Source organism: Wenyingzhuangia heitensis, from assembly GCF_011762155.1.
GTDB classification, from domain to species: domain Bacteria; phylum Bacteroidota; class Bacteroidia; order Flavobacteriales; family Flavobacteriaceae; genus Wenyingzhuangia; species Wenyingzhuangia heitensis.
In genome coordinates, this window is sequence record NZ_JAASQL010000001.1 from 102,339 (window position 1) to 122,469 (window position 20,131).

The window sequence follows — 20,131 nt, forward strand, 5'->3', positions numbered from 1 at the left end:
AAAATAAAACTTGTATATTTGCCGTCCGATTACCAAAGTGGTAATCTGCATAATAATCATTTACATAAATATTAGCATGTCATTATCAAAAGAAGGAAAAGCTGAGATTTTCGCAAAGCACGGAAAATCAGCTACAGACACAGGATCAACAGAAGGTCAAATTGCATTGTTCACAAAAAGAATTTCTGATTTAACAGAACACTTAAAAGTAAACAGAAAAGATTACAACACACAACGTTCTTTAGTAAAGTTAGTTGGTAAACGTAGATCTTTATTAGATTACTTAACAAAAGTAGATATCTTAAGATATCGTGCAATTGTTGCTGAATTAGGATTAAGAAAATAATTCAACATATAAAAAGAGGCTTAATCGCCTCTTTTTTTTATTTTAGACACTTCGCTGGAATACATTTCCAGTGTTATAAAAATAAGAGGTCAGAACACAGCTTCTGAGTCCATTGTTAACAAAGCCCTACAACAACACAACATTTTTTGTTAAACAATAACCGTTGGTCTTTCTTATTTAAGCCAACATTTAAAACATTTTATTTATGATACCTAAGGTATTTAAAGAAGTTATCGAATTAGGAGACGGGAGAACCGTATCTATCGAAACTGGAAAATTAGCAAAACAAGCTCATGGTAGCGTTGTTGTGCAAATGGGAAAAGCTATGTTATTATGTACTGTGGTTTCTAACTACAAACAATCTGACGTAGACTTTTTACCTTTAACAGTAGATTATAGAGAAAAATTTGCTGCAGCAGGTAAATACCCTGGAGGTTTCTTTAAAAGAGAAGCTAGACCAAGTGATGATGAGGTATTAACAATGCGTTTAATTGACCGTGTATTACGTCCTTTATTCCCAAAAGACTACCATGCAGAAACTCAGGTAATGATTCAGTTAATGTCTCACGATCCTGAAGTTATGCCAGATGCATTGGCTGGATTAGGAGCTTCTGCTGCTATCCAATTATCAGATATTCCTTTTGAAACTCCAATTTCTGAAGCTCGTGTGGGTAGAATTAATGGAGAGTTTGTTATCAACCCTACTAGAGCACAATTAGCGGAGTCTGATTTAGACATGATGATTGGTGCTTCTGCAGATTCTGTAATGATGGTAGAAGGTGAGATGGACGAAATTTCTGAAGAAGAAATGGCGGATGCTATTAAATTTGCTCACGAAGCGATTAAACTTCAATGTGCTGCTCAGGTAAAATTAGCAGAAGCATTTGGAAAGAAAGCTACACGTGAATACGATCAAGCAATAGAAAACGAAGAATTAGCAGCTAAAATTAATACTTTAACATACGATAAGTGTTACGCTATTGCCGCTAAAGGGACTTCTAAAGTAGAAAGAACAGATGCTTTTGCAGTTGTAAAAGAAGAAGTAAAAGCTGCTTTTACAGAAGAAGAGTTGGCTGAATACGGAGACTTAGTTGGAAAATATTTTAACAAATCTCAGAAAGAAGCAGTTCGTGAATTAACACTGGCAGAAGGTTTACGTTTAGATGGTCGTAAGACTACCGAAATTAGACCAATCTGGGGAGAAGTAGATTATTTACCTTCAACTCACGGATCTTCTATTTTTACACGTGGAGAAACTCAAGCATTAGCTACCGTAACTTTAGGTACTTCTAGAGATGCTAACATTATAGATTCACCAACACACGAAGGTGAAGAGCGTTTTTACTTACACTACAACTTCCCTCCTTTTTGTACAGGTGAAGCTAGACCTTTAAGAGGTACTTCTCGTAGAGAAGTTGGACACGGAAACTTGGCTCAAAGAGCATTAAAAGGAATGGTTCCTGCAGATTGTCCTTACACAGTAAGAGTGGTTTCAGAAGTATTAGAATCTAACGGTTCTTCTTCTATGGCAACAGTTTGTGCAGGTACAATGGCCTTGATGGATGCTGGAGTTCAAATTACAAAGCCAGTTTCTGGTATTGCTATGGGATTAATTTCTGATGGTGATCGCTACGCTGTATTGTCTGATATTTTAGGTGATGAAGATCACTTAGGAGATATGGATTTTAAAGTAACTGGTACTGCTGATGGTATTACTGCTTGTCAGATGGATATTAAAGTAAAAGGATTGTCTTACGAAATTTTAGTAAATGCACTAAAACAAGCTCGTGAAGGACGTATGCATATCTTAGGAAAAATTACAGAAGTAATTGAAACTCCTAATGCAGATGTAAAATCTCACTCTCCTAAAATGATCACTAGAGTAATTCCTAACGAATTTATTGGTGCTCTAATTGGACCTGGAGGTAAAAACATTCAAGAGTTACAAAAAACTACAGGATGTACTATTGTTATTAACGAAGATCCTGTTACAGAAGAAGGTATTGTTGAAATTTTAGGTACTGGACAAGAAGGTATTGATCAAGTTTTAGCAAACATAGAATCTATGTTGTTTAAACCAACTGTTGGAGAATCTTACGAAGTAAAAGTAATTAAAATGTTAGATTTTGGAGCTGTTGTAGAATATACACAAGCACCAGGAAACGAAGTTTTATTACACGTAAGTGAATTGGCTTGGGAACGTACAGAAAACGTAACTGATGTTGTAAACATGGGAGATATTTTTGAAGTGAAATACTTTGGAAAAGACCCTAAAACTCGTAAAGAGAAAGTTTCTAAAAAAGCATTATTACCAAAACCTGAAGGTTTTAAACCAAGACCTCCAAGAGAAAATAACGATCGTGGTGGACGTGACAACAGAGGTAGAGACAATCGTAGAGACGATAGAAAACCAAGAGAAGAGAAAAAAGCTGAATAGTTTTTAACTTTTTCTAAATATATCAAACCCTTTCAAGCTTACTTGAAAGGGTTTTTTGTGTTTTAACCCATTTTTTACGTTGAAAAAACAAATTTTTAAAAAACTAAAAATCAACACTCTAAAAATAAAAGTAAAATAAACTCGTTATTTTTGTAACAAAAAATAAGGAATCCTCGTATATATAAAGACATACAAAAGTTTAACAAGTAGAAATCCATGAGACAACTTAAAATTACCAAGCAGGTAACCAATCGTGAAACAGCTTCTTTAGATAAATATTTACAAGAAATTGGTAAAGTAGATTTAATTACTGCCGATATGGAGGTAGAATTAGCCCAAAGAATTAAAGCTGGAGACCAAGCTGCTTTAGAACGTTTAACAAAAGCGAACTTACGTTTTGTGGTATCTGTTGCAAAACAATATCAAAACCAAGGTTTAACTTTACCCGATTTAATTAACGAAGGAAATTTAGGTTTAATTAAAGCAGCAAAACGTTTTGATGAAACTCGTGGTTTTAAATTTATCTCCTACGCTGTATGGTGGATTCGTCAATCTATTCTACAAGCTTTGGCAGAACAATCTCGTATTGTACGTTTGCCGTTAAACAAAATTGGTTCTATTAATAAAATCAATAAAATGTACGCTTTCTTAGAGCAAGAAAACGAACGTCCACCATCTGCAGAAGAAATTGCTAAGAAATTAGACATGACTGTAAATGATGTAAAAGAGTCTATGAAAAACTCTGGTCGTCACGTATCTATGGATGCTCCGTTAATTGAAGGTGAAGATTCTAACTTATACGATGTATTAAACTCTGGAGAATCTCCAAACCCAGACAAAACGTTGTTACACGAATCGTTAAAAGTAGAAATTGAAAGAGCTTTAGAAACCTTAACTCCTAGAGAAGCAGACGTAGTTCGTTTGTACTTTGGTTTGGGTGAGCACCAACCAATGACTCTAGAAGAAATTGGAGAAACTTTTGATTTGACTCGTGAACGTGTTCGTCAAATTAAAGAAAAAGCGATCCGTAGATTAAAACATACATCAAGAAGTAAAATTTTAATGACTTACTTAGGTTAGTCTAACTACCATACAAAAACAAAGATGAGTAAATTAGTAGCTCCATCGGTATTAGCAGCCGACTTTGCCAACATCCAACGTGATGTAGAAATGATTAACAACAGTGAAGCTGACTGGTTTCATATAGATATTATGGACGGAAGCTTTGTTCCTAATATTTCTTTTGGAATGCCTGTAATGCAAGCCATTAAAAAACACGCAACAAAGCCTTTAGATGTACATTTAATGATTGTAAATCCAGATCAATACATTAAAACCTTTAAAGAAATTGGTGCTGATATATTAACAGTTCACTACGAAGCTTGTACACATTTACACAGAACTATTCAGGCAATTAAAGCTGAAGGAATGCAAGCAGGTGTCGCTTTAAATCCACACACTCCAATATCTGTATTAGAAGATATTATTAAAGATTTAGACTTGGTATGTATTATGAGTGTAAATCCAGGATTTGGAGGGCAATCTTTTATTGAAAACACGTATTCTAAAGTACAGCAATTAAAAAATCTAATCACTTTTAATGGTTGTGATACTAAAATAGAAATTGACGGAGGTGTAACAGATAAAAATGCAAACAACTTAGTAGAGGTTGGTGCAGATGTGTTGGTAGCAGGTAGCTACGTTTTTGGAGCAGAAAGCCCAACACAAACCATTAAAGAATTAAAAGCAATGATTAATTAAAATCTTAGCTTACAACTATAAAAAAAAGGACAGCCTAAACAGACTGTCCTTTTTTTTATACTATATCTAACGTTACTTTATAACCTTCATAACTCCTCACATTAAAAACTTTTCCGTCTTCAAAAATTAAATACTGACCTTTAATTCCTTTTAAAACTCCTTGATAAAAATTTTCTTTTTCCAAGTTTAAAGAACTTACTTTTAAAGGATAGTTTTCTACCGGATAATTTATATCCAACACAAGATCTTCATTTATATAATACTCTTTAGTCTCTTCTGGTAAATATTGTCTTAGCTCTTTTTTTACAGCTATTAGATCTTCATCAGCCACATCATTCTTTAGCATTTTTTGCCAGCTCGTTTTATCACTTACATGTTCTTTTAAAGCTACCTCTGTAATTCCGGCTAAAAAACGATTGGGTACTTCTACAAACGGAATAGCTTTATTTGCTCCTTGATCTATCCAACGAGTTGGAACTTGCGTTTTTCTGGTTACTCCCACTTTTACATTGCTAGACAATGCCAAATACACAATATGCGGTTGCAATTGAGCTTTTTCTTCATAAGCTAAATTTCTATCCTCAATTCCCAAATGAGCTTTACTTAGTTCTGGCTTCATCACCCAATCTGCAACTCCAGGTTGTTCATAAAAACAATCGTAACAGTGACCTTGTCTAAATATTTTTTTCGCTTTACCACAGTTCAAACATTCATACCCATCAAAAGTAATTGCTATGCTTTTATTTAGTAATTGATTTAAATTGAGCACATGAGAAGATGTAGTTAAATAATATTGAACTTGCTCTTCATTTTCTGTTGCCATTTTTGTTAATACACCCTGATATTTCATAGAAAAAAACTAAATTAGATACATCAAAGATATCATTTTTAACCTGCAAATAGTATTTTAATCTATGGCATTGCCTATTGTAAACTCAATTATTTCTTGGTTTCTTAAAAAAAGAAAACATCAAGTAGAACTTTTTATAAAATATCCTGTAGAGGTGCAGTTTGAGCAAATGCTAAAGCTATTAAGAACTGCTACTAATACTGAGTACGGAAAAAGGTATGCGTTTAAAAAAGTGGAAAATTACAAGGATTTCACCACTCAAATCCCCTTGGTAAACTACGAAGCTTTAAGTCCTTATATTCAAGAACAAAGAACAACTGGTAAAAATATATTGTGGCCTAACAAAATAAAATGGTATGCAAAATCTAGCGGAACCACCAATTCTAAAAGTAAATTTATTCCTGTTAGTGAAGATGCCATAAAGCTTTGCCACTTTAAAGGAGGAAAAGATATGTTAACCTTATTTTGTAACAACAATGAGGATGCAAAATTGTTTACAGGAAAGAACCTAAGACTAGGTGGTAGTAGTGCTGTTTATGAAGATAACGATGCCTATTTTGGTGATTTATCTGCAATTATTATAGAAAACTTGCCTTTATGGGCAGACATGAGTAGTGCTCCTAAACAAGAAGTCGCTTTAATGTCTGAATGGGAATCTAAAATGGATGCTATTATAAAAGAAACTGTAGACGAAAATATTACAAGTTTAGCAGGAGTCCCTTCTTGGATGTTAGTTTTATTAGAAAGAGTTTTAAAATATACGGGTAAAAACAACATTTTAGAAGTATGGCCAAATTTAGAAGTCTACTTTCATGGAGGTGTAAATTTTAACCCTTACAGAGAACAGTATAAAAAACTAATACCTTCTGATAAGTTTAAATATTACGAAACCTACAATGCCTCCGAAGGTTTTTTTGCTATTCAAGATCAAAACAACAGTGACGAATTGTTATTAATGTTAGACTACGGTATTTTTTATGAATTCATTCCTATGGATGAATACAAAAGTATTAAATCTAAAGCCATTTCTTTAGCAGATGTAGAGCTCAATAAAAATTATGCACTAGTTATTACAACCAATGCTGGATTATGGAGATACATTATAGGAGATACCATAAAATTCACCTCTTTAACTCCACACAGAATTAAGATTACAGGAAGAACCAAACATTTTATCAATGCTTTTGGAGAAGAATTAATTATTGAAAATGCGGAAGAAGCTTTAAAAATAGCTTGTACAAAAAACAATGCTTTAATTAAAGAATATACTGTAGCCCCAATTTTTATGGCAGAGAATGAAAAAGGAAGTCATGAATGGCTAATTGAATTTGAACAAGCCCCTACAAGTCTAGAAAAATTTCAAACAGAATTGGATACTGCGTTGCAAAACATCAACTCAGATTATGAAGCAAAAAGGTACAAAGACATTACTTTAACCTTACCATTGATTAGCCTAGCATCTAAAAACCAATTTCATTTCTGGTTAAAAAGCAAGAACAAACTAGGTGGACAACATAAAGTTCCTAGACTTTATAATGATAGAAGTTTTATAGATGAGATTAAAGAATATCAGCTAGAACAACAGTGCTAATTTTCTATAACAACATCTTTTAAAATGGGTTCGATAGTATCTCTAGGGATGTCATTAATTTTCATAAAAATCAAAGCATCTATCGCATCGTTAAAATCTTGATCTATATTGTAAGCGACAAATTTTGCATTTTGCTTTATATATTGTTTTATCAACACTGGTAAACGCAACTTATCACCTTCAACCTCTTTGATCAGCTTGTCTAATTTTTTAACATCTCCATTTATATTATTTTCTACATAAAGTTTTTCACTCGCTGTTAAATCTACTTCAAAGGGATTTTTAGAGGTGATAAAATGTTTTACTTCTGCATTGCTATAATATTTATCTAGAAAATACATCAACATAGATTTAGAATACTCTGTAAATAAATTACTGATAGTAGCACCTCCCATTAAGTATTTGTATTGAGGATATTTTACCGTAACAGCTGCTATTCCTCTCCACAACAAAAATAAAGGCATAGGCTTTTGTTGAAATTCTGGTACAATAAACGCTCTACCCATCTCAATAGTCTCTGGTAGTTTTTCATTCATTTCTGATGAAAAATTAAAAAAGTTAGCAACATAAAAACTCTTAAAACCCCCACTTTTAAATATTTCTTGTCCTAACCCCATACGGTAAGCACCTACAAACTTTTCTTCTTCTTTATTCCACAAAATTAAATGATGATAATAATCGTCATATTTATCTGTATCACATTTCTTATTTGTTCCTTCTCCAATTAATCTAAAAGTTATTTCTCTAAGTCTACCTATCTCTTCCATTAAATTGGGAATATGATTTGCTTTGGTAAAAAAGACCTCATACTCATTAGAAACAAACAATCTTTTTTTCTGTTCTCTAATTGTATTAATTTCTTTACAAATATCTTTTTGGTTTTTAGGCAAAGCAACCTGTTTTACTCTTTTCTTTAAACGTTTTCGATATTGTTTTACCAATTTCTTTTTTCGCAGAAAGGACTTAGACAATAAATAGGTTTTTTCTCTTAAAAAGTTATTTAAAACGTTTAAATCATCTATTTTTTGAATCTCCTTTTCTTTTATAGGATCTCCAATTTTAATATGAATGACTTGTCTTTTCTTATTGTTAAGTTCTGACGGTAATTTTAAAGTTCTTAACACTGGATTAATCTTAGACAAAAAATAAAAGAGCCTGCTATTTTTAGCATGAAAGTAAACAGGAATTACAGGAACATTTGCTTTTTTAATCAATTTAACAGCTCCTTCTTCCCAAGTTTTATCTACATAAATATTTCTTTCTTTAAGCGTAGAAACTTCTCCTGCAGGAAAAATCCCTAAAGGTTTTCCTTCTTTTAAATGTTTTAAAGATGTAATTAATCCTTTAACACTAGATTGATCATCTTTTCGATCATCAAAAGGATTCACTGGTAAAATATAAGGTGCTACGGGTGCCTGTTTTTGTAATAAAAAATTGGCAATTACTTTGTAGTCATCTCTTCGTTCTAAAATGTTTTTTAAAAGTAAAACACCATCTATTCCTCCTAATGGATGGTTAGATATTGTGATAAAAGCTCCTTCTTTTGGTATTTTATCTAAATCTGATTGAGAAACATGAAACCTTATTTCATATTCATTTAAGAGTCCATTTAGATAGGGCAAAATAGGTTTGTGTTTGTAAGTATCATACACTCTATTTGCTTTGTTTAGCTGTGTAATAAATAATAAAAACTTACCTACTAAAAAACCCACCACAGGAATTTTATCAAGCTTTAATAAAGCAGCAAAATCTTTAGAACTCACTAACGACATAATCAAACTATTAATTCATAGCCTGCAAGAATAAAAAAAAACTTTCAGCTTAGCTGAAAGTTTTTCTTATCTAAATATTAATAAATTGTAATCTAATAAGTCCACATATCGGATTCTAGATTTCTAATTTCTTCTTTAATTTTTTCAGCTTCTCTTAATTGGAATAAAGAATTACCTCTTATATATTCGTTAATACTTCTATTTCCAAACATATTTTCTTCTTTGGTAATCACAGATGAAAATGCTCGAGTATTAAGTATATAATCATAAGATTCTACATGTGCTGCAAATCCATTTTTAGTAGGGTGTGAATTGTGTAATACAAATCTTGCATCAGGATAAAACACCCAAAACACAGGATAAAAAGCATCGTCTACAATATCATCTCTACCAATAGTTTGTACATCTGGAGCCATAGGTGCAATTGCTAACAAACGATAATTCATTTGACCAGACATTTTATTGAAGTACCAAATTCCTTTTATTTGATAAGCTTGAATATCTTGAGCTTTGATAAAGTTTTTATCAATATATTCATCAATATTAGTTTCTCCTTGATTTAACATATCATAACCATAACTAGCTGTATCTATTCTAACTAGTTTTTTTTCAATTTCTGAAACTGGTAACTTATTAATAAACTGAGAGTCTTCATAAACTTCAGTTATTTTTCCTGTTCTAATGTTTTCTAGCAAAGTGGTAAACAAAGATTTTGTATTGGCTAATACATTTTCTTCATTAGTAGGGTAATACAATCTATAATTTTGTTTTTGATACAGATCAATAGTTTCCCACACTACTTTAGACCATAAAATATCACGCTCATCCACATATTCATAAGGTAATGGTTTATCTTGATCTAAACGTATTCTTTCATCGGATTTTACTCCAATTTCAGATACCTTTTTGGCATTTAACAAACCGTAGTTTGATTGTGAAAAGGCTATTAAAGTTGTTGTAAAAAACAAAATTAAAAATGCACTAACTGTTTTATAATTCTTCATTCTAGTTCTTAATTAGAAATTTCTACACTAATAGGTAATACTTCTTTAAGTTTATAAGATGAATTTCCTATAATACTTGCTCTAATACCAAAGATAGTAACAATATCTCCTCTTTTTGCAGAAGCAATAGCTTTTTGCGCTTGAGAGTTCATTCTATTTCCGTTTACTATTACAGTAGTTTTACCAGGAACTTTTACTTTAAAGCTTAATACTTTTAAATTTAAATCGAATACAAAATCTGGTAAAGCAGCTGCTATAGAAGATTTTGCTAAACTTGTTTTAGGCATAGTTATAGAACCAAACTCTCCCCTAATACTAGCCATTGCTTGTGGTACATCTTTAATTCTAAAAGTTACAGGAGGAGATTTAATAGTCTCACCAGAATCCGTTGTTCCTGTAACGTTAATATTTACTGTAGTACCAGTACCAGGTTTTAACATATAGCTAGAACCTCCTTTTTTAACCAGTCCTGAAGCACTTGCTTTTATCTTTGTAGGACTAATTCCCGGCATTGAAATGGTAATAGGATTTTCTAAACCTCTATAAACTACATTCATTTTATCTGCCGACACATTTGCTTGATTAGAACCTGCCACTACAGAATAATTTCCGTTTACAGGTACTACTACTGATTTTCCATTTTCTACAAATGTAAAACTACCTACAATTGGTCTATCTCCTACAGCACCTGCTTTAAACTTATAAACTATTTTACCGTCTTCAAAGTTCTTAGGGTTCTTTAAATCTATTTTTGTACCATTAATTTTAACTTCATTAGGTACTTTTGTATCATCTTTACTTGCTAAAAACACAGTTGCTTCTACATTGTCACCTGGACTAAACGTATTTTTATTTAATTTAACAAAAGCTTCTAAGTTATTAGCTGATGTAGCCTTTTTTAAACGTCCAGAAATAAAACCACTTAAAGTTTCATTTTCAACACTTAGCACTACATTTTCCATGCTAGACAAAACGGCTAAAGATCCAATAGAAGGCAAACCGTAAAAGTTATAATTTAACCAAGGTATTTTTGCTCCGTCTACTTTTGTTCCTTCTGTATTAAAACTTGTCTCTAACTGGTTTTTTACTGCACTATTGTTACCCACTAACTGTAACATCCCTATTTTGTAGTTGGTTACCGTTTCTATAAACTTTTTTCCTGCTTTAGAAGTTCCACTACCGCTAAACAAATAGTTGTCTAAAACTTCGCTTTTATCCATATTTGCAGCTGGTAACTTACCAGTATCTTCATCTAACTCTACCGAGTTAATAATTTTAGTTTTTAAAATATTTAATTCTGTTACCAGGCTCTCAGACAATTCTCTTACTTTTTGTCCTGTATTGTACAAGTCTTCGTATTGAGCTGGGTTTTCTTTACTTAATGTTTTAAGTTCCGACAGAATTTCTTTATTCTTTTCTACACTTGTCTCAATAGTCTTTTCAGAGCTATCAAACAATTTAGAAAAGGCCTCCATTACTTCTGATGATACGTTTAATGCTAACATTGCCATTAACACCAAATACATCAGATTTATCATTTTCTGCCTTGGGCTTAATTTTGCTGCTGCCATAAAGTTTAGTTTTTAAGTGATTACTAGTTTATATGCAGAAACTACTTATTTCCCATTGCGCTTAACATACCACCATAAACATTGTTTAATGAAGCTATATTTTTAGATAATGTTTCCATTTGTTTGGTTAATTCCTCAGATTTTTCTGATACAGAACTCACTAATTTAGATTGATTATTTAGCACTTCCATTTGAGCAGTCTGAACTTTAGTCATACTGTCTTCTTGTGTAGCGTACATAGAATTAATTTTCTCTAAATGATTTGCTGCTGAATTAATTTCTTTGTTATACTTACTAGTATCTGCAACAGAACCAGAACTTTCACCTATTTGCTTTGCAGCATTAGATAGATTATTCATACTTGTAGTTAACTTATTGATCACATTCGCATCTAAATTAGAAGCCGCTAACATTTCATCAATTTTTTTAGTCAAAACTCCTTCTGGACTTTCTTTTTCTTTTTTTGATCCTATTACTCCTCCTGCTAATTCTGGATATACCAATGCCCAATCTAACTCTTCTTGGGGTAAAGGCTCAAATGCAGACAATAAGAAAATTAACGCTTCCGTTCCCAAACCTACAATCAACATTAAGTTTGCGTTTGGCAAGTGAATAATTTTAAATAAAGCTCCTATAATTACAATAGCCCCTCCAATACCATAGGCCATTGCCATAAACTTTTTAAATCCTTTTGAATGTAACATAGTCAGTATAAATTAATTTAATCTGTAATTTTTAATAGTTTAATCCTCCCCATCTAGCTTCACCTAAATAGTCTTGTACAGTTCTAAAACCAATATATGATTTTGCTGAATCTGCATATTCATAATCTTGGGTACTTACTTCTAAAAAGTAAGCAATGTCTTTCCAAGATCCTCCTCTAATAATTTTTCTTTTATTAGTGGGATCGTCTACATCAATATTTAAAGATGAGGTTACATAAGATGCTGATATATTATAAGCGGTAGATGTCCACTCTGATACGTTACCAGACATGTTGTACAATCCATAATCATTTGCTTGAAACGATAAGGCTTCTACTGTATAGGTAAATCCATCGGCTGCTAAGTTGTTTCTTTTAGGTCTAAAATTGGCTAAATAATAACCATATCTATCAGTAACATAAGGACCTCCCCATGGATACTTTCCGTTTTCTATTCCCCCTCTTGCTGCAAACTCCCACTCAGCCTCTGTAGGCAATCTAAAATCTGGTGTTTGTACTCCAGCTCCTATAGCTCTAAGGTAATCGTTTTTCTTTTTTGTTCTCCAATTACAAAATGCTTTTGCCTGATTCCAACTTACTCCAACTACAGGATACTCTTCATAAGCAGTGTGCCAAAAATAATTTCTTACCATCACATCGTTATGAGAGTATGCAAAATCTTTAGCCCAAACAGTAGTATCTGGATATACGTTGATATCTACCTCTGCGTATTGATTTTTTTTAGAAACGTTCATCACGTTACTTTTATGTTTAGATAAGTAAGAATATTTCAACAATTCTACATCAAAAACTCTTACATTTCCGTTGTCTTCTGCCGGTAAATATACTTGATCCATTACCTCTGCATATTCTTCATCGGGAAACTCGTCGGCTCTCCAGAACAAGGGTACACTCCAATTTAAAGGCATGCTTCCTTTTTGATTAGAATTTATAGAACCATAAGTTTTAATCATATATTTTTGATAAGGTGTATACTTATCTTCATCTTCTGGATTGTCTAATTTTTGTTCTATAAATTTATAATCTGAAATACTAAAATTATTGTTTTTTTTATCAGATGTACTTACTATAGATTCTGCGTAATTAGCCAATTCGGTTCTTACGATTGAATCTCTAACCCAATACACAAATTCTTTATACTCACTGTTTGTTATTTCAGTGTCGTCCATAAAGAATTCCTTAACAGATACAGATCTTGGAGGCACTTCAAATCCTCCCCATCTATTTTCTTCTGTTTTACCCATCGTAAAAGAACCACCAGGTACCAAAACCATTCCGAATGGTTTTTCTGAAAACCATGCAGTTTCAGATTTTGAACCTACAAGCTCTCCACGATCTCCAAAACCTCCACAACCAACTAGTGTGGCTATTACTAAGGAAAAGAACAGTATTTTCTTCATATTATATTGTTATCTCTTTGTGTATAGAATTTGGTAAACTTAGAAAAAAAATCTAAACCTACAATGAAACTCTACACCATATTACACTCCTATTAAACTAAGTTAATTTTCTATTTACATTAAACCATCTTTCTGGTATATTTTGTTCTATCGCTTTTAGATAATCGTCGTAAGAACAAGGCACCAAAACGTGCCTTTTATATCTACTCATCGTAGGAACGTCAACTTGCATCCACCAACGCTGACTCTTATCACTTTGATAAAAAGTAATAACATTTCCTTCAAACGGAACCAAGTATTTTAAATAATTTTCTTTAGAACCATATGGATAATCATTCGTTCTTAGCGAAAACCCTTCTATAAAGTACCAAATCATTTGAGAAATCAACTTACTTGTTTGATTATTGACATCAAATATTTTATTGTACTCATAAATTCCAAAAGAGGTTACTTTATCACTTATTCCTGCATATCTAGACAAAGCACATATCGCATCTCCCTTTAATCCATTTGGGTTTGCATTCCCATTTGCAGGAGCTACACTAGACCTAACAACTCCCATGTCTATGGCAACAATATCGGCATCTCTCATCACAGGTTCTGCAATAGAAATATCATTTAGAGCTCCTACTCTAAACGATTCAAAATTTAAACTTTCTATCAAAGATATTTCTTCTTGAGAATTGTAGTAAGTCTGATATCCTAAATTTGCGTAATTGAACAAATTACAAGGCTCCTCTAAAATAATTTTACTTAAATAGGAATTAGAGTTTAATGTATCCTCTATATCTCCAAAATTAAACTTTGGACTAGCAACTGCTAAATTAACCGTTTGATCTAGTTGATTATACCCTCTATAATTTGCATAAATCAAATCTTGACCTCCTCCTATAATAACAGGAAGTATGTTCTGTTTTACTAAAAAAGCAACTGTTTCCTGAACCGCATAATAGGTATCTGAAACACTATTCCCTTCATTAATACTTCCTAAATCTGCTATAGAAACATTCCAATTCCCTATACAAAGTTTGTATAATTCTTTACGAATTCCATCTGCACCAATAGCTGTTTCATTATTTCCAATAGCATTTCTTCCTTCTCTAACATCAAAAACAGCCAAACCAATGTTTTCTAAATCAGGAAAACCTTGCTCTTTTGTATGTTTGTGTACTTGATGTCCAATCTGATTACTAGAACCCTGATTTTGATCAAAAACATCTTTAGATATTGGAATAAAAAACTCTTGAATCATAGCCTAATTATTTCTTTTTAGCAACCCTTTTTGTTGGTGTTTTTTTAGCGGGTGCCTTTTTAGCTCTTGTCTTTTTCTTAGGAGCATTTTTTTCAATAATATCCTTTACTTCTTCTAACGTTAAAGCAGGTGCATCTATTGTTTTGGCCAACTCAATTTTTGTTTTACCTTTTAAAATATTATGTCTTCCCCAACGAGCTTTTTCTACTCTAATTCCTTCTTCTTCCCAGTTGTGAACAACCTTGTCTATTTCTTTTTGCTTTTTAACCTCAATTAGCTCTACAATATCATCATTTGATAAATTATCAAAATCGTATTTTTTATTTACGTTGATAAACATACCATTCCATTTAATAAAAGGACCAAAACGACCTACTCCTTTTTGAACGGGTAACTCTTCATAATGAGCAATTGGAGCATCTGCTTTAATTTTAGCCTCTATCAATTCTACCGCTCTATCAAAATCTACAGACATAGGATCTTCTCCCCTATCCAAAGAAACATACATAGCCCCGTATTTTATATATGGCCCAAAACGTCCGTTAGAAACCACAGCTTCTTCTCCGTTATATTCTCCTAAATTTTTAGGTAATAAAAACAAATCTAAAACATCTTCTAAAGTAACTGTTCCCAAGTTTTGTTCTTTTAACAAGCTTGCAAACTCTTTCTCCTCATCATCGGGACCACCAATTTGAGCTAAAGGTCCAAACTTACCTAAACGAACCAAAACTGTTTTACCAGATTCTGGATGGGTTCCTAAAATACGTTCTCCGCTTTCTCTTTCTGCATTTTCTGCTACATCTTTTACATTGGTATGAAAACCTTTATAAAAGTCTTTTATCATTCCAATCCATTCTTCATTTCCTTCTGCAATTTCATCAAACTGAGCTTCTACTTTTGCTGTAAAACCATAATCTAAAATTTTATCAAAATGAGCAACTAAAAAGTCATTTACAATATTACCAATATCCGTAGGTACTAATTTTCCTTTATCAGAACCTACTTTTTCTGTTAAGGTTTTAGCTGCTACTTTGTTGTTTTGCAATACAAATTGCTCGTACTCTCTTTCTATTCCTTCAACAGTTCCTTTTTCTACATAACCTCTACGTAAAACAGTAGAAATTGTAGGTGCATATGTTGAGGGTCTACCAATTCCTAACTCTTCTAATTGTTTTACCAAAGAAGCTTCTGTAAAACGATATGGTGCTTTTGTAAAACGTTGTGTAGCGGTAATATATTCATGTTCTAAAACATCACCAACAGTTAAACGTGGTAACATTCCATCTTGTTCTTCATCTTCGTTATCGTTTCCTTCTAAGTAAACTTTTAAGAATCCTTCAAACTTGATCATTTCACCATTTGCAGTGAATATTTTAGCATTTTTATCGTTTTCAATTTTTACATTGGTACGTTCTAATTGAGCATCACTCATTTGTGAGGCCAACGTTCTTTTCCAAATCAAATCGTACAATCTATTTTGATCGTATTCTTGATTGATTTCATGGCGTGTCATATCTGTAGGACGAATCGCCTCATGCGCTTCTTGTGCTCCTTTAGATTTTGTATTGTAATTTCTTGGCTTGCTAAATTCTGCTCCATAAGATGCTGTAATTTCATCTGCTGCTGCTTTTTTAGCTTCTTCAGATAAATTCACACTATCAGTCCTCATGTAAGTAATAATTCCCGCCTCGTACAAACGTTGGGCAACTGTCATGGTTTTAGATACTGAAAAACCTAATTTCCTAGATGCTTCTTGTTGTAATGTTGAAGTTGTAAACGGTGCTGCTGGAGATTTTTTAGCAGGTTTAGTTGTTAAATCTGCAATTTTAAATTGAGCTCCAACACATTCATTTAAAAACTTTTCTGCCTGTGTTCTTTTTTCAAATGCTTTAGAAATGTTTGCTTTAAACTTCTTTCCTTCATCATTATAAAACTCTGCAACTACTTTATAACTTGCCTCGCTTACAAACTCTAAAATACTACGTTCTTTTTCTACTATTAAACGTACTGCTACAGATTGTACTCTACCGGCAGACAGTCCTGCTTTTACTTTTCTCCATAAAACAGGAGACAATTCGTATCCCACAATTCTATCTAACACTCTACGTGCTTGTTGTGCATCTACTAAATTGTAATTAATTTTTCTTGGATTGTCTACTGCTTTTAAAATAGCAGTTTTTGTAATTTCATGAAAAACAATACGTTTTGTATTTTCTTCATTTAATTTTAACTGTTCTTTTAAATGCCATGCAATTGCTTCTCCTTCACGATCCTCATCACTTGCTAACCAAACAATGTCTGCTTTTTTTGCTAAAGATTTTAATTTTCTAACAACTGCTTTTTTATCATCTGACACTAAATAAGTTGGAGAAAAATCACCTTCTACATCAATTCCCAATCCATTTGAAGGTAAATCTGCAATGTGTCCAAAACTAGACTCCACTTGAAAATCCTTTCCTAAAAACTTCTCTATTGTCTTTGCCTTTGCTGGTGACTCTACTATTACAAGATTACTTGCCATACGCTATTTTCTTCCTTTTTTAGAACTCTAATTTGCCACAAAAGTAGGGAGAAAAATTAAAACCCACGTTTATATTCTTTCTTTTACCATTTTCTTAACTATATATATTCTGACATCTTGTCACAAATCGTAATATTTTGTGTAAATTTGCATCCTTAGAAATCTACACAAAATGAGCAGAACTACAACAGAAGAAAAAATTATTGATGCCAATAAACAAGGGCATCCTCTTTCTACTGATCAAAAGGACGGGAACACCAAAAAGCTTTATATAGAAAGTTATGGTTGCCAAATGAATATGAATGATAGTGAGATTGTTGCTTCTATTTTATCGGAAACAGGTTACAATACTACTTTAAATTTAGAAGAGGCTGATTTGGTGATGGTAAACACTTGTTCTATTCGTGAAAAAGCAGAACAAACGATAAGAAAACGTTTGCAAAAATACAATGCCATCAAAAAGATTAACCCAAACATGAAAGTAGGGGTTTTGGGTTGTATGGCAGAACGTTTAAAGTCTAAATTTTTAGAAGAAGAAAAAATTGTAGACTTGGTTGTAGGACCAGATGCTTACAGAGATTTACCCAATTTATTAGAAGAGGTAAATGAGGGTAGGAATGCCGTTAATGTTATTCTATCTAAAGAAGAAACTTATGCTGATGTTTCTCCAGTTCGTTTAAATTCTAACGGAGTTTCTGCTTTTGTAACCATTACTCGTGGTTGCGACAACATGTGTACATTTTGTGTAGTTCCCTTTACAAGAGGTAGAGAACGTAGTAGAGATCCACAAAGTATTATTTCTGAAATTAAAGACTTACAAGCAAAAGGTTATAAAGAAATTACTTTATTAGGACAAAACGTAGATAGCTACTTATGGTATGGTGGTGGTCTTAAAAAAGATTTTGAGAAAGCTAGTGACATTGCGCAAGCTACTGCAGTTGGTTTTGCTGATTTGCTAAAAATGGTCGCAAGTACTTTTCCTGAAATGTGGGTACGTTTTTTCACAAACAATCCTCAGGATATGGATATTAACGTACTACATACCATGGTAAAATATTCTAATATTTGTAGATATTTACATTTACCTGTTCAATCTGGAAGCACAACCGTGTTAGAAAGAATGAACCGTCAGCACACTCGTGAGGAATACATGGAATTGATAGATACTATTAAAACCTTATTACCCGATTGTGCTATTTCTCAGGATATGATTATTGGTTTTTGTGGAGAAACAGAAGAAGAACACAAAGACACTTTATCTTTAATGGAATATGTAAATTACGATTATGGATTTATGTTTTCTTATTCTGAAAGACCTGGAACTTTAGCCGAAAAAAGATTTCCTGATGACGTGCCTGCTGATGTTAAAAAAAGACGTTTACAAGAAGTCATCGATTTGCAAAGAAAAATGAGTCTTGCCAATACTGAAGCCTATCTTGGTAAAACAGTAGTCGCATTAATAGAAGGAAATTCTAAAAAATCTGATCAACATTGGATGGCCAGAAACTCTCAAAACTACGCAATTGTTTTTCCTAAAGGAGAAAATCAAAAGCCAGGAGATTTTGTGAAAATTAAAATTACAGATTGTACCTCTGCTACTTTATTAGGAGAGTTTGTAGAACAAGCATCATAATATTTAATCACATTGCAAAAAACAACTATGGAATCTGTTCAAGTAATTAAACAACGTTTTGGAATTATAGGTAACGATCCTCAATTAAATAGATCTATCGAAAAAGCTTCGCGTGTAGCCCCTACCGACATTTCTGTATTGGTAGTTGGAGAAAGCGGTGTGGGTAAAGAAAGTATTCCTAAAATTATTCACTCTTTATCTCATAGAAAACACAACAATTACATTGCTGTAAACTGTGGAGCTATTCCTGAAGGAACTATTGATAGTGAATTATTTGGTCACGAAAAAGGAGCTTTTACAGGAGCAACCAATGCTCGTAAAGGTTATTTTGAAGTTGCTGATGGTGGAACTATTTTTTTAGATGAAGTTGGAGAATTGCCATTAACCACACAAGTTAGATTGTTACGTGTGTTAGAAAATGGAGAGTTTATCAAAGTAGGATCTTCAGAGGTTCAAAAAACAAACGTAAGAATTGTAGCCGCGACCAATGTAAAAATGATTGAGGCCATTAAAAAAGGAACTTTTAGGGAAGATTTGTACTACCGATTAAGTACCATAGAAATTGAATTACCTCCATTAAGAAACAGAAATGAAGATATTCATTTATTGTTTCGAAAATTTGCATCAGACTTTGCTCAAAAATATAAAATGCCAACAGTTCGTTTAACCGACGAAGCTGTAAATTTATTATCTAGATATCACTTTCCTGGGAATATTCGTCAACTTAGAAACATTGCCGAGCAAGTTTCTATTATAGAAGAAAGTAGAAATATAAATATAGAAACCTTAAAACACTACTTGCCAGATTTAAGCAAATCATCTTTACCTATGATTTTAGATGAACAAAAATCTTTTAGTGGAGAAGAAAAATCTGGTTTGCTAAAAATGATTTACGAATTGCGTTCTGAATTAAATGAACTTAAACAAGTAACCTTAAACATTATGCATGGCGGTAAGGAAAGAGAAAAAGAGGCATACCTAGAAAACTCAATACCCAAAGCGTTGGCTCCATCTATTAACAAAAGTCCAAGTTTACTAGCCTATCAAGAAGATGATTTAGAGGAAACAACAGAAGAAGAAGATGACGAATACTCTTATATTGAAACCATAGAAGAAGACGAAAATCTATCTTTACAAGACAAAGAAATAGAAATGATTAAAAAATCATTAGAACGCAACAGCAACAAACGTAAATTAGCAGCAAAGGAACTAGGCATCTCTGAGCGAACTTTATATCGAAAAATAAAACAGTACAATTTATAACCTATA

Annotated in this window: 15 protein-coding genes; 7 read left to right on the forward strand and 8 right to left on the reverse strand. The window is 32.5% G+C overall.

Going from position 1 to position 20,131, the window contains the following annotated elements; genetic code table 11:
* The first annotated feature begins 76 nt into the window (after window positions 1-76).
* The 4 genes from rpsO to rpe all read left to right on the forward strand — a co-directional run bounded on the left by rpsO (window position 77) and on the right by rpe (window position 4,544).
* Window positions 77-346, forward strand: coding sequence for a 30S ribosomal protein S15 (gene rpsO, locus FHR24_RS00485; RefSeq protein WP_167182287.1), 270 nt, complete (start codon window positions 77-79; stop codon window positions 344-346).
* Between the two features lie 205 nt (window positions 347-551).
* Window positions 552-2,783, forward strand: a complete 2,232-nt coding sequence (locus tag FHR24_RS00490) for a polyribonucleotide nucleotidyltransferase (RefSeq protein ID WP_167182289.1) — start codon at window positions 552-554, stop codon at window positions 2,781-2,783.
* Window positions 2,784-2,999: 216 nt separating this feature from the next.
* On the forward strand, window positions 3,000-3,863 hold the full coding sequence (locus FHR24_RS00495) for a sigma-70 family RNA polymerase sigma factor (RefSeq protein WP_010134614.1): 864 nt from the start codon (window positions 3,000-3,002) through the stop codon (window positions 3,861-3,863).
* Between the two features lie 24 nt (window positions 3,864-3,887).
* Complete coding sequence (gene rpe / locus FHR24_RS00500) at window positions 3,888-4,544, forward strand: ribulose-phosphate 3-epimerase (protein ID WP_167182292.1); 657 nt, start codon at window positions 3,888-3,890, stop codon at window positions 4,542-4,544.
* Window positions 4,545-4,599: 55 nt separating this feature from the next.
* On the opposite strand, the gene FHR24_RS00505 is transcribed toward rpe, so the two are convergent.
* The gene (locus tag FHR24_RS00505; protein WP_167182295.1) at window positions 4,600-5,394 is read right to left on the reverse strand and encodes a DUF2797 domain-containing protein; all 795 of its coding nucleotides are present in this window, start codon (window positions 5,392-5,394) and stop codon (window positions 4,600-4,602) included.
* Window positions 5,395-5,458: 64 nt separating this feature from the next.
* On the opposite strand from FHR24_RS00505, the gene FHR24_RS00510 reads away from it, so the two are divergent.
* A complete protein-coding gene (locus tag FHR24_RS00510; protein WP_167182298.1) occupies window positions 5,459-6,985 on the forward strand; it encodes a GH3 auxin-responsive promoter family protein in 1,527 nt (508 codons plus the stop codon).
* Here FHR24_RS00510 and FHR24_RS00515 read toward each other — a convergent pair.
* From FHR24_RS00515 to topA, 7 genes are all read right to left on the reverse strand, one after another.
* Entirely contained in the window at window positions 6,982-8,757 is a 1,776-nt protein-coding gene (locus tag FHR24_RS00515) for a lysophospholipid acyltransferase family protein (protein ID WP_167182302.1), read from the reverse strand. The two genes, FHR24_RS00510 and FHR24_RS00515, sit on opposite strands and share 4 nt — an antisense overlap.
* Window positions 8,758-8,849: 92 nt before the next feature.
* Complete coding sequence (porN, locus tag FHR24_RS00520) at window positions 8,850-9,761, reverse strand: type IX secretion system ring subunit PorN/GldN (RefSeq protein ID WP_167182306.1); 912 nt, start codon at window positions 9,759-9,761, stop codon at window positions 8,850-8,852.
* Window positions 9,762-9,769: 8 nt separating this feature from the next.
* Entirely contained in the window at window positions 9,770-11,332 is a 1,563-nt protein-coding gene (gene porM / locus FHR24_RS00525) for a type IX secretion system motor protein PorM/GldM (protein WP_167182309.1), read from the reverse strand.
* Between the two features lie 41 nt (window positions 11,333-11,373).
* A complete protein-coding gene (gene porL / locus FHR24_RS00530) occupies window positions 11,374-12,036 on the reverse strand; it encodes a type IX secretion system motor protein PorL/GldL (RefSeq protein WP_167182312.1) in 663 nt (220 codons plus the stop codon).
* A 31-nt stretch (window positions 12,037-12,067) separates the two neighbouring features.
* On the reverse strand, window positions 12,068-13,456 hold the full coding sequence (gene porK, locus FHR24_RS00535; protein ID WP_167182315.1) for a T9SS ring complex lipoprotein PorK/GldK: 1,389 nt from the start codon (window positions 13,454-13,456) through the stop codon (window positions 12,068-12,070).
* Window positions 13,457-13,553: 97 nt separating this feature from the next.
* The gene (locus FHR24_RS00540; RefSeq protein ID WP_167182318.1) at window positions 13,554-14,708 is read right to left on the reverse strand and encodes a formimidoylglutamase; all 1,155 of its coding nucleotides are present in this window, start codon (window positions 14,706-14,708) and stop codon (window positions 13,554-13,556) included.
* Window positions 14,709-14,715: 7 nt separating this feature from the next.
* The gene (gene topA, locus FHR24_RS00545; RefSeq protein ID WP_167182321.1) at window positions 14,716-17,229 is read right to left on the reverse strand and encodes a type I DNA topoisomerase; all 2,514 of its coding nucleotides are present in this window, start codon (window positions 17,227-17,229) and stop codon (window positions 14,716-14,718) included.
* A 172-nt stretch (window positions 17,230-17,401) separates the two neighbouring features.
* On the opposite strand from topA, the gene miaB reads away from it, so the two are divergent.
* Window positions 17,402-18,862, forward strand: a complete 1,461-nt coding sequence (gene miaB / locus FHR24_RS00550) for a tRNA (N6-isopentenyl adenosine(37)-C2)-methylthiotransferase MiaB (RefSeq protein ID WP_167182324.1) — start codon at window positions 17,402-17,404, stop codon at window positions 18,860-18,862.
* Window positions 18,863-18,889: 27 nt separating this feature from the next.
* Window positions 18,890-20,125, forward strand: a complete 1,236-nt coding sequence (locus FHR24_RS00555; RefSeq protein ID WP_167182327.1) for a sigma-54 interaction domain-containing protein — start codon at window positions 18,890-18,892, stop codon at window positions 20,123-20,125.
* The last annotated feature ends 6 nt before the right edge of the window (window positions 20,126-20,131 follow it).

Coding starts and splice junctions, on each gene's coding strand:
- FHR24_RS00515 (WP_167182302.1), bottom strand. CDS start 8,757: ATGTCGTTAGTGAGTTCTAAAGATTTTGCTGCTTTATTAAAGCTTGAT.
- FHR24_RS00490 (WP_167182289.1), top strand. CDS start 552: ATGATACCTAAGGTATTTAAAGAAGTTATCGAATTAGGAGACGGGAGA.
- rpsO (WP_167182287.1), top strand. CDS start 77: ATGTCATTATCAAAAGAAGGAAAAGCTGAGATTTTCGCAAAGCACGGA.
- FHR24_RS00555 (WP_167182327.1), top strand. CDS start 18,890: ATGGAATCTGTTCAAGTAATTAAACAACGTTTTGGAATTATAGGTAAC.
- topA (WP_167182321.1), bottom strand. CDS start 17,229: ATGGCAAGTAATCTTGTAATAGTAGAGTCACCAGCAAAGGCAAAGACA.
- FHR24_RS00495 (WP_010134614.1), top strand. CDS start 3,000: ATGAGACAACTTAAAATTACCAAGCAGGTAACCAATCGTGAAACAGCT.
- porN (WP_167182306.1), bottom strand. CDS start 9,761: ATGAAGAATTATAAAACAGTTAGTGCATTTTTAATTTTGTTTTTTACA.
- FHR24_RS00540 (WP_167182318.1), bottom strand. CDS start 14,708: ATGATTCAAGAGTTTTTTATTCCAATATCTAAAGATGTTTTTGATCAA.
- porM (WP_167182309.1), bottom strand. CDS start 11,332: ATGGCAGCAGCAAAATTAAGCCCAAGGCAGAAAATGATAAATCTGATG.
- FHR24_RS00505 (WP_167182295.1), bottom strand. CDS start 5,394: ATGAAATATCAGGGTGTATTAACAAAAATGGCAACAGAAAATGAAGAG.
- FHR24_RS00510 (WP_167182298.1), top strand. CDS start 5,459: ATGGCATTGCCTATTGTAAACTCAATTATTTCTTGGTTTCTTAAAAAA.
- porK (WP_167182315.1), bottom strand. CDS start 13,456: ATGAAGAAAATACTGTTCTTTTCCTTAGTAATAGCCACACTAGTTGGT.
- miaB (WP_167182324.1), top strand. CDS start 17,402: ATGAGCAGAACTACAACAGAAGAAAAAATTATTGATGCCAATAAACAA.
- porL (WP_167182312.1), bottom strand. CDS start 12,036: ATGTTACATTCAAAAGGATTTAAAAAGTTTATGGCAATGGCCTATGGT.
- rpe (WP_167182292.1), top strand. CDS start 3,888: ATGAGTAAATTAGTAGCTCCATCGGTATTAGCAGCCGACTTTGCCAAC.